The sequence below is a fragment of the Bradyrhizobium sp. AUGA SZCCT0105 genome, from assembly GCF_018129565.1.
GTDB lineage: Bacteria > Pseudomonadota > Alphaproteobacteria > Rhizobiales > Xanthobacteraceae > Bradyrhizobium.
Window position 1 is genome coordinate 82973 of the sequence record NZ_JAFCMK010000017.1, and the last position, 8504, is coordinate 91476.

Below are 8504 nucleotides of genomic sequence, written 5' to 3' on the forward strand. Positions count from 1 at the left end.
GAGCCCCGCCGCAAATGGCGGGGTTTTTGTTTTTAGGACTTACGCCACCGGGATCGCGGTCAAAGCGGCGAGCAGATCCGCGCCCTTCGGAACACCGAGCCCGGTGCAGGCGCTCCAGCCCGGGCCGGCATCGTAGCCTTTGCCGCCGACGCGGTTGTTGCCCTGCACGACCGCACGGAACGCGCCCGGGTTGGAATAAAGCGCGGTGTTGAGAAAGCCTATCTGCTCGCCGCGCGCGGCGACAGCTATTGCGACCAGGGCGGCCCATAGCGGTGTCGCGGCGCTGGTCCCGCTCATCGCCATCGCCTGTCCGTTGACGATGATGCGGTAGCCCGGGCTTGCCGCGGCCGCGCAGGCGACGTCCGGAACGCCGCGCCTGATAGCGCCGTCGTTCTGCGATTTCGGCAGCGTCAAATGCGACTGATAGTCGGGGACGGGAAACGCGTCGCTGATGCCGCCGCCGGTGCCGACCGCGCCGGCATTCCAGACCGCCTCCGCTGCGGCTGATCCATTGCCCGCGGCAGGCACGGGCTGGGTGCCGCCGCAACTCGTCGCATAGGGGCTCGAGGCGGGAAACCAGACATGAACCTTGCCGTCGGCCAGGCCGCTCGTCGCGAGCTGATCACCGGAGGCGAACAGCACGCTGACACGCAGCCGCGCGGCATCGGCCAGCACGGCCTGCATCGCGTCGCGCCCCGGCCCGGTCCAGTATTTCTCGGCACTGCCCCAGCTGACGGAGACCACCTGGGGCGCATGCTCTTCATCGAACACCGCTTGATGGATCGCGTCGGTCAGACCGGCGGCGGAGTTCTCGGCAAAGTAGACGACGATCTTGCTCTTCGGCAGCAGGCCGGCGAGCACCTGGAGATCGAGCGCGATCTCCTGATCGGCGACATCGTTAGTGCCGAAGCCGCCATTGCCGCTCGGCGGCACATTGACGACAACCGGCGGCGGCCGGTTCATGCCGGCCACCGCCATGGCGAGATCGCTCGCGAGATAGCCGCCGCCGAGAGCGATGATGCCGACACAGATCGACGACACGTCGCGATCCAGCGGAATGCCGTAGCGAGCCGCGATGTCGGTCGGCCACAACCCGCTGCCGCTGCCCATGTCCGCCCGGGCCTGCACAAGCGGCGTCCTCGTCCGCAGCGGCCGCTGATCGAAGCCGAGAATGGCGCGGGTCCATGGCGCGATCTCCGCCGGCACCGTCAGGCCGCCGACGCGCGCGCGAAACGTGCGCTCGCCGTCGCGGTAGGTGCAAAGCGTCGCGCCGAAGATCTCGGCCATCTGCCGCGCCGTGCCTTCCAGCTCGACCGTGCGCGCGACAGGATCGCTGCGGCCGACGGTCAAGCCCCGCTCTGCCGCCAACCGCACCACGCGGGCGACGGCGCGGGCATGGCTGCGATGGCGCTGCGTCGCGAGCTGGTGCCGCGTGATCGGCTTGGCGAGCCGGGCGAGATCCCCGGCGCTGCCCGTCGGAAACTTGTCGGGGGTGCGCCGCTTGACATAGACCACGATGGGGATCCGCTCGTCGGGATCGACATCGCCGACCAGCGTCGCACCGACAGGCGCGGCGCGGTTGCTGCCGGCTAGCGGAACCCTGCGCTGGCGGCTGCCTGCCATCAGTGCGGTCTCACTTTCCGGCGCATGGGCTCGGCTGCGCCGGATTCTGCGTATCGTCGTAGGCGCAGAACGGGATCGACCACACGAAGTCGGCTGCGGTCGCGATGCGCGTGAGACCCGGCTTGCCTTCGAAGATCGGCGGCTGGCCCGAGAATTTCCAGTACCATTCGGGCAGCAGCGGCCCGAGCGGAGCAACCGGGCCATTCGGACCGAACGACAGGAATCCCGCCTGCGACGACGGCGTGCCGTCCGCCTTGAAGGCCGCGCGGCCGTGGCAGGTGATGCAGGACGACGTCGCGACGAAGCCGTCCTCGGTGACCGAATTGCCGACCCTTATGTCGAGCCCGACATTGTCGACGAAATCCACCTGCGACCCCTTCAGGCAGTAGTTGTTGTAGACCGGATCGATATCCGCGCTCGACAGCAACGCCGTCAGTGCGGCCGTCTTCACGCAATCCGGATAGCCCTGGCCGGCGGTCCGGTTCGACGGCACGAACGCGGTCTGCGCGCCGAAATTGTCACGACAGCCGATGATGTCGCAGCGGCCCGGATTGAAGCGGTGCTCGAATGTCGCCCAGGTCCAGTTCGGCACCTGCTTGCTGATCACATGCATCGAGACCAGGGCGTATTGCACGCCGGCCGCGCTGTTGACGTGATAGAGCTGCGGCACCTGCGCCACCGTCACCTTGTTGTTGGTGAATTGCGGAATGTCGCTGACCGGCAGCCAATTCCCCTTCACCTCGACGGAATCGACCGGAAACGACAGCGCCTTGCCGAATGCGGCCTTCACGCCCGAGCGCTTGTAGAGGTTGTTCTGGACGATGAAGTCGAACGTCGGCTTGTTGTGACGCGTTTCCTCCATCTGCCCCTGCGCGGCGCCCGGCGGCAGCGCCGGCAGCAATCCGCCGCTCTGCTGCACGCCTTCGCGCGCCACCTGCGGCAGGATCGGCGGGCGCAGCGACGGCGGTGTCGCAACCGCCGGAAACTGCGGATTGGGCTGAAACAGATCGGTATCGCTCGCCCAGGTCTCGAACGTCGAATTGCTGCCGCCGGCGCGGGTGTTGGCCTGGATGAAGAGCTGCCAGGCGACCTGATCCGGCGCGGTCATCGCGGGATTCGGCGGCGATTGCGCCGCGGCCGAAATGGCGGGAACCAGAAACAGACCACAGACGAGCAGCGTGTCGATCGACCTTCTCATCTTGCTCTCCACATCGGGTTCAAGGTTGGAATCCGTCCCCCATCCAGCTCGCATAGACATCGAGCGCGTCCTGCGACCATCGGTGACCGGGCGGCATGAAGCCGGACGACAGCGCAGCGAAGACGCGGCGTGCATTGGCGTGATCGGCAAGGTCATCATTGGCGGCCGGGTCGCAGATCCAGCCGGCGTCGCCGAGCCGAACGCCCTTGGGGGTCATGCAGGCGACGTCACCCGGTCGAAACATCGGCAGGATGTCGTTGCCAAAACTGGTCGTCATCGGGATCACCGAACCCATTCGCGACAGGCACTTCTGGTTGTATACCGTATAGACGGCTATCGCGCGCGCCGCTGTGAAGCGGCACACACCCCCGCGCCGCAATTTTCCGGCGGCCGTCCGCGGCCACCGGAGCCCACAGGCTGGATCGAACCGAAGCTTCGCGAACCGCGACCAATCAGCTATAGGATGACCATCTAGGGCTGTTCGGGCGCATCACATGATCCTGCAATCCCTCGCCGGCCTGCCGGCGTTCCTGGTCTATTTCTGCACGGCGCTGATTGCCGTGGTCGCCTACCTCTTCGTCTACACCCGCGTCACCCCGCATGACGAATTCCAGCTGATCCGCGACAACGATCCGGCGGCGGCGATTGCGCTGGGCTTGAGCCTGCTCGGCTTCGTGCTGCCCGTGGTCAGCGCCATCGCCCATTCCGCCAATGTGGTGGACTGCCTGATCTGGAGCATCATCGCGCTGATCGTGCAGATCATCGTCTATTACATCGTGAAGATCCCGGTGCCGAACCTGTCGGCGCGGATCGCCTCCGGCGAGATGGCGGCGGCGATCTGGCTCGGGCTGTCATCGCTGGCCGCAGGCGCGCTGAACGCGGCCTGCATGATCTACTGAGCCATTGAGCTAACCATGGCGCGCAAACCGAACCCGGAATTCGGCAAACGGAGACCAGTGGTGCCGGCGGTGCCGCCGCGGCCCGATCCGCCTTCCAAACGCTCCAGCCATGTCGCGCTGCTGATGATGGGCACGCTCGCGGTCGGCGGCGGCGCCTACGCGTTGATGCCGCGGCAGAATTGCCAGCCCATCCAGCCGACGCCTCCGGGTGTCACCGCGCCGGTCTCCCCGCAACCCGGCGGCGATTGCGCGCCGCGCAGTTCGTCGTCGGGATCGGGCGGCAGCGGTGGTGGCGGCGGCTCGTCGCGCAGCAGCTTCTACGGCGGCAGCTCCTCGTCGGGCGGCTCGTCATCCTCGTCGGGTTCGTCGTCAAGCTCGTCGGGTTCGTCGTCAAGCTCGTCGGTCAGCCGCGGCGGTTTCGGCTCGTTCGCGCATGCATTCGGCTTCGGCGGTGGCTGACACGCACTTTGCCGTGTCGTCATGCGCTTTCGCTTGCCCGGCGATCGGAGCTGATGGACACTCGGCGCGGCTCCGCAGAAGGCAAGGCAGGCGGCAAGGATCGCGTCCATGAAACGCTCGCGACGGGTCTGGCTCAAATTGATGGGAAGCGTCGCGATCGGCGCAGCCTCGATGGGCCTGACGCCAGGCCATGCCCGCAGTCATCATTATGCGGGGCACAAAGCCAGGCGGAAGCCCGAGCAGATATCACCCTCCGGCGGCTTCGGCGGCGCGCCACGCAGCATCGCCCACTACGACAACGGTCCCTCGCATGGCGGCGGCTGACACCGAGCTGACACGCATCGTCTGAAGATCACGGACCCCTTCATGCAACGCATCGTATGTTCCGAGCGCGACGATTGGCAGGCAACCGCCGAAAGCGCCGGATTCACTTTCCACACCATCGACGGTGAACGCTACTGGGACGAACGGGCCTATTACGCCTTCACGCTCGACGAGATTGAGCGCGATATCGAGGCGCCGACCGGCGAGATCGACGCGATGTGCCTCGAGCTCGCCGGACGCGCGGTCAAGGATGAACAATATCTGCGCCGGCTGAAGATACCGGAAGCGTTCTGGGACCTGATCGCGGCGAGTTGGCGCCGCAAGGAGCCGAGCCTCTACGGCCGGCTCGACCTCAAATTCAGCGGCAGCGGCCCGGCCAAGCTGCTCGAATACAATGCCGACACGCCGACCTCGATCTTCGAGGCGGCGGTGTTTCAATGGACCTGGCTCGAACAGGCGATCGAGCGCAACATCATCCCGAAGCGCGCCGACCAGTTCAACTCGATCCACGAGGCGCTGATCGAGGCCTGGAAGACGATCGGCGCGACCCATCCGCTGCATCTCACCGGACTGACCGGCAATGCCGAGGATGCCGGCACCCTCGCCTATCTCGAGGACACCGCGGCGCAGGCCGGGCTGAAGACCACGCTGCTCGACATCGAACAGATCGGACTGCGCAGTGACGGCCAGTTCGTCGACCTCGACGAAAGCCCGATCACGCTCGCCTTCAAGCTCTATCCATGGGAGTGGATGTTCCACGACGCGTTCGGCAAGAACCTCAGCTCGGCGCCGACGCAATGGATCGAGCCGCCCTGGAAGGCGATCCTGTCCAACAAGGGCATCCTGCCGCTGTTGTGGGAGATGTTCCCGAACCACCCCAATCTGCTGCCGGCCTATTTCGAGGACGATCCGCAGGCCGCGCAGCTCGGCACCTCGTTCGTGCGCAAGCCGATCTATTCGCGCGAGGGCGCCAATGTCGAACTGGTCAGCGCCGGCATCACGCTGGTCGCGGAGGAAGGCCCCTACGGCGCCGAGGGCTTCATCCGGCAGGCACTGGCGCCGCTGCCGAATTTTTCCGGGCAGTATCCCGTACTCGGCAGCTGGCTGGTGAATGGCACGCCGTGCGGGCTGTCGATCCGCGAGGACGAGAACCCGATCACCGGCAACACATCGCGCTTCCTGCCGCACGCGATTTTGTAGAGCGTCGACGCACGCGCTTTTTTCCCGTCACCCTGAGGTGCAAGCGGAGCGAGCCTCGAAGGGTGCACGGCCACCAGCTGGGCCGTGCATCCTTCGAGACGCGCTACGCGCTCCTCAGGATGACGGCATTGGCAGCATCGCCACTTCAAATTTGGGAAGGTCTCGCTAGCGCGCCGCGGACGCGGCCGCCTTCAGCACATGGGCGGCGCCGGCACGCGCGACGGGCGCGGTGCCGGGCTGATAGAGCCCGCGGCGGTCGGGATAGGGCCTGAACAGATTGGTGATGCCGACCACGGATTCCGCCGCGCCAAGCGCCAGCACGCCGTCGGGCTCGAGCATCCGGGAGATCTTGCCAAAGATGCCTGCCTTGGTCTGCTGATCGAAATAGATCAGCACGTTGCGGCAGAATATCACGTCGAAGGTGCCGAGATGCGAAATGTCCTGCAGCAGATTGAGTTGGCGATGCTGCACCATGCCGCGGATATCGGCGTTGAGCTGCCAGAGCTCGCCCTTCTGCACGAAGTGCTTGACCAGCAGCTGGATCGGCAGGCCGCGCTGCACCTCGAACTGGCTGAACAGGCCGGCCTTGGACTTTTCCAGCACCGCCTGCGACAGATCGGTGGCGATGATCTCGATGCGCCAGCCGGTGAACAGCGCGGTCATTTCCTTCAGCAGCATCGCGATCGAATAGGGCTCCTGCCCGGTCGACGAGGCCGCGCACCAGATGCGCAAGCTGCGACGCGCGGCGCGCGCCTGCGCCAGCGCCGGCAGCACCGCGTCCTTCAGATGATCGAACGGGATCTTGTCGCGAAAGAAGAAGGTCTCGTTGGTGGTCATCGCCTCGACCACCTCCGACGTCAGCATCTCGGCGCCGCCCTTCATCTTCTGGACGAGTTCGGGAATGCCGGCGAGGTTCGACCGGCGCGCCAGGGGCAGCAGGCGGCTCTCGACGAGATATTGCTTGTCGGCCGACAAATCGAGGCCGGAACGTTCCTTCAGCAGCTTACGCAGATACTCGTAGTCCAGCGGCGTCACGAACGGTCTCCCGCAAACACGCGAACAAGCTTCGATGCGATCTGATTGAGCGGCAGCACGGCCGCGCAGATGCCGGCATTGACCGCAGCACCAGGCATGCCCCACACCACGCTGCTCGCTTCGTCCTGGGCGATCACGCTGCCGCCGGCGGCGACGATGTCCTTGCCGCCGCGCATGCCGTCGGAGCCCATGCCGGTCAGGATCACCGACATGATGCTGCCCTGCCAGACATCGATCGCGGAGGTGAACATCGGATCCACCGCGGGCTTGCAGAAATTGACCGGCGGCCCGTCGTCGAGCGCGATCGTGGCATCGATGCCGTGGCGGACGATGCGCATGTGGCGTCCGCCCGGCGCCAGATAGATCTGACCCGGCCTGATGCTCTCGCCGTCGATCCCCTCATGCGCCGGCCGCTTGCTGGTGCGCGCCAGATGCTCGGCGAGAATGGTGGTGAAGGTCGGCGGCATGTGCTGGGTGATCAGCACCGGGACGCGGTCGATCACCGGGCCGATCTCTGCGACCAGCGACATCAACGCCTGCGGGCCGCCGGTGGAGGAGCCGATCAGCAGCACCTTCGGCTGCAGCAGGCCGAACGAACGGCGCGTGATCTGGGCGGGCGCCGCGGGCGCTGCTGCAGGGGCCAGCCCCACGCGCGGCTTGTCGTGGCCGGGCGCGAGCGGCGGGCTCGCCGTCGTATGCACCGGGCTGCGCCGCGCCTTGGCGCCGAGATGACGGATCTTCTGGATCAGGTCATGGCGGAAGGTTTCCGCGGCGGTCGCCTCGCGCGTGCTCTCCGGCTTCGGAATGTAGTCGGACGCGCCGAGCGACAGCGCCTTCAGGCTGATCTCCGCATTGCGGCGGGTCAGCGTAGAGGCCATGATGATGACGAGGTCGCGCTTCTTCGCCAAGAGCTGCGGCAGCGCCGAGATGCCGTCGAGGTCGGGCATCTCGATATCGAGCACCGCAACGTCGGGGTTGAAGCGCTCGAGCTGGTTCACGGCATCGAGGCCGGTGCGCAGCGAGGCCACGACCTCCATGTCGGGTTCGGCGCCGATCCAGCGCGAGATCATCCCCCGGATGACCACGGAATCGTCGACGACCATCACCCGCACCTTGTCGGAACGGGTCGATGTCGGGACCGCAGTACTTGTCAACGCAACACTCATGACTTCACCAGCGACGCAACACGACGCACAACAACCGTTGAGCCGAAGGCTTCTGCCGCCGGATCGAACGTAGACTTAAATCAAACCGACTTCCTGGAACTTCGCGGTGACGATGTCCCGGTCGAACGGCTTCATGATGTATTCGTTGGCACCGGCATGCAGCGCGCGTGCGATATGCGCGACGTCATTCTCGGTGGTGCAGAACACGACCTTGGGCTGATCGCCGCCGGGCATCCGGCGAAGATTGCCGAGGAACTCGTAGCCGTCCATGACGGGCATGTTCCAGTCGAGCAGCACGGCCTCGGGCATCGCGCGCTTGCAGGCCTCGAGCGCCTTGGCGCCGTCCTCGGCCTCGACGATCTGGAAATCGAGCCCTTCCAGGATACGGCGGGCAACCTTGCGAATGACGCTTGAGTCATCGACAACAAGACACGTTCTCATCTGCGACCTCTACTTCCTCATCCCCGGAGGGATGTTTCAGTTCTTCGATTCAGTCGGCCCGTCTCAGGCCGCTTTGGCATCAGGCACCAGTTCGAGCACGCGATCGACATCGAGGACGACCATGAGCTGGCCGTCGAGGCGGTGAACGCCGCCGGCGAG

At 65.9% G+C, this 8504-nt stretch carries 10 protein-coding genes and 1 pseudogene; 4 read left to right on the plus strand and 7 right to left on the minus strand.

The features are described 5' to 3' along the window. Nucleotides 1-39: 39 nt before the first annotated feature. Genes JQ573_RS38510 through JQ573_RS38520 form a run of 3 tightly spaced genes read right to left on the minus strand, consistent with a single transcriptional unit; the run spans nucleotide 40 to nucleotide 3098 of the window. Nucleotides 40-1623, minus strand: coding sequence for a protease pro-enzyme activation domain-containing protein (locus JQ573_RS38510; RefSeq protein WP_212316407.1), 1584 nt, complete (start codon nucleotides 1621-1623; stop codon nucleotides 40-42). Between the two features lie 10 nt (nucleotides 1624-1633). Then, complete coding sequence (locus tag JQ573_RS38515) at nucleotides 1634-2821, minus strand: hypothetical protein (protein ID WP_212316409.1); 1188 nt, start codon at nucleotides 2819-2821, stop codon at nucleotides 1634-1636. A gap of 19 nt (nucleotides 2822-2840) precedes the next feature. Beyond that, nucleotides 2841-3098, minus strand: a complete 258-nt coding sequence (locus tag JQ573_RS38520; RefSeq protein ID WP_212316411.1) for a hypothetical protein — start codon at nucleotides 3096-3098, stop codon at nucleotides 2841-2843. Nucleotides 3099-3315: 217 nt separating this feature from the next. Between JQ573_RS38520 and JQ573_RS38525 the strand changes: the two genes are divergently transcribed. The 4 genes from JQ573_RS38525 (at nucleotide 3316) to JQ573_RS38540 (ending at nucleotide 5703) form a co-directional block, all read left to right on the plus strand. Beyond that, nucleotides 3316-3720 carry a DUF350 domain-containing protein gene (locus tag JQ573_RS38525; RefSeq protein ID WP_024583958.1) on the plus strand — a complete coding sequence of 135 codons (405 nt, stop codon included), beginning with the start codon at nucleotides 3316-3318 and terminating at the stop codon, nucleotides 3718-3720. Nucleotides 3721-3735: 15 nt separating this feature from the next. Then, the gene (locus JQ573_RS38530; RefSeq protein WP_212316413.1) at nucleotides 3736-4179 is read left to right on the plus strand and encodes a hypothetical protein; all 444 of its coding nucleotides are present in this window, start codon (nucleotides 3736-3738) and stop codon (nucleotides 4177-4179) included. Between the two features lie 108 nt (nucleotides 4180-4287). Further along, the gene (locus JQ573_RS38535) at nucleotides 4288-4503 is read left to right on the plus strand and encodes a hypothetical protein (protein ID WP_212316415.1); all 216 of its coding nucleotides are present in this window, start codon (nucleotides 4288-4290) and stop codon (nucleotides 4501-4503) included. Between the two features lie 42 nt (nucleotides 4504-4545). After that, complete coding sequence (locus JQ573_RS38540; RefSeq protein ID WP_212316417.1) at nucleotides 4546-5703, plus strand: glutathionylspermidine synthase family protein; 1158 nt, start codon at nucleotides 4546-4548, stop codon at nucleotides 5701-5703. Nucleotides 5704-5868: 165 nt separating this feature from the next. On the opposite strand, the gene JQ573_RS38545 is transcribed toward JQ573_RS38540, so the two are convergent. The 4 genes and pseudogenes from JQ573_RS38545 to JQ573_RS40490 form a co-directional block, all read right to left on the minus strand. Further along, on the minus strand, nucleotides 5869-6738 hold the full coding sequence (locus JQ573_RS38545) for a protein-glutamate O-methyltransferase CheR (protein WP_212316418.1): 870 nt from the start codon (nucleotides 6736-6738) through the stop codon (nucleotides 5869-5871). Further along, complete coding sequence (locus JQ573_RS38550) at nucleotides 6735-7904, minus strand: chemotaxis response regulator protein-glutamate methylesterase (protein ID WP_212316420.1); 1170 nt, start codon at nucleotides 7902-7904, stop codon at nucleotides 6735-6737. Before JQ573_RS38550 ends, JQ573_RS38545 begins: the two co-directional genes overlap by 4 nt. Before the next feature lie 75 nt (nucleotides 7905-7979). Next, on the minus strand, nucleotides 7980-8345 hold the full coding sequence (locus JQ573_RS38555; RefSeq protein WP_018273268.1) for a PleD family two-component system response regulator: 366 nt from the start codon (nucleotides 8343-8345) through the stop codon (nucleotides 7980-7982). A gap of 63 nt (nucleotides 8346-8408) precedes the next feature. After that, nucleotides 8409-8504: pseudogene (locus JQ573_RS40490) on the minus strand (chemotaxis protein CheW); the annotation flags it as partial.

What these genes read in the sequence shown, in the direction of transcription:
- JQ573_RS38510 (WP_212316407.1), bottom strand. Translation starts at nt 1,623, where the DNA reads ATGGCAGGCAGCCGCCAGCGCAGGGTTCCGCTAGCCGGCAGCAACCGC.
- JQ573_RS38515 (WP_212316409.1), bottom strand. Translation starts at nt 2,821, where the DNA reads ATGAGAAGGTCGATCGACACGCTGCTCGTCTGTGGTCTGTTTCTGGTT.
- JQ573_RS38520 (WP_212316411.1), bottom strand. Translation starts at nt 3,098, where the DNA reads ATGACGACCAGTTTTGGCAACGACATCCTGCCGATGTTTCGACCGGGT.
- JQ573_RS38525 (WP_024583958.1), top strand. Translation starts at nt 3,316, where the DNA reads ATGATCCTGCAATCCCTCGCCGGCCTGCCGGCGTTCCTGGTCTATTTC.
- JQ573_RS38530 (WP_212316413.1), top strand. Translation starts at nt 3,736, where the DNA reads ATGGCGCGCAAACCGAACCCGGAATTCGGCAAACGGAGACCAGTGGTG.
- JQ573_RS38535 (WP_212316415.1), top strand. Translation starts at nt 4,288, where the DNA reads ATGAAACGCTCGCGACGGGTCTGGCTCAAATTGATGGGAAGCGTCGCG.
- JQ573_RS38540 (WP_212316417.1), top strand. Translation starts at nt 4,546, where the DNA reads ATGCAACGCATCGTATGTTCCGAGCGCGACGATTGGCAGGCAACCGCC.
- JQ573_RS38550 (WP_212316420.1), bottom strand. Translation starts at nt 7,904, where the DNA reads ATGAGTGTTGCGTTGACAAGTACTGCGGTCCCGACATCGACCCGTTCC.
- JQ573_RS38555 (WP_018273268.1), bottom strand. Translation starts at nt 8,345, where the DNA reads ATGAGAACGTGTCTTGTTGTCGATGACTCAAGCGTCATTCGCAAGGTT.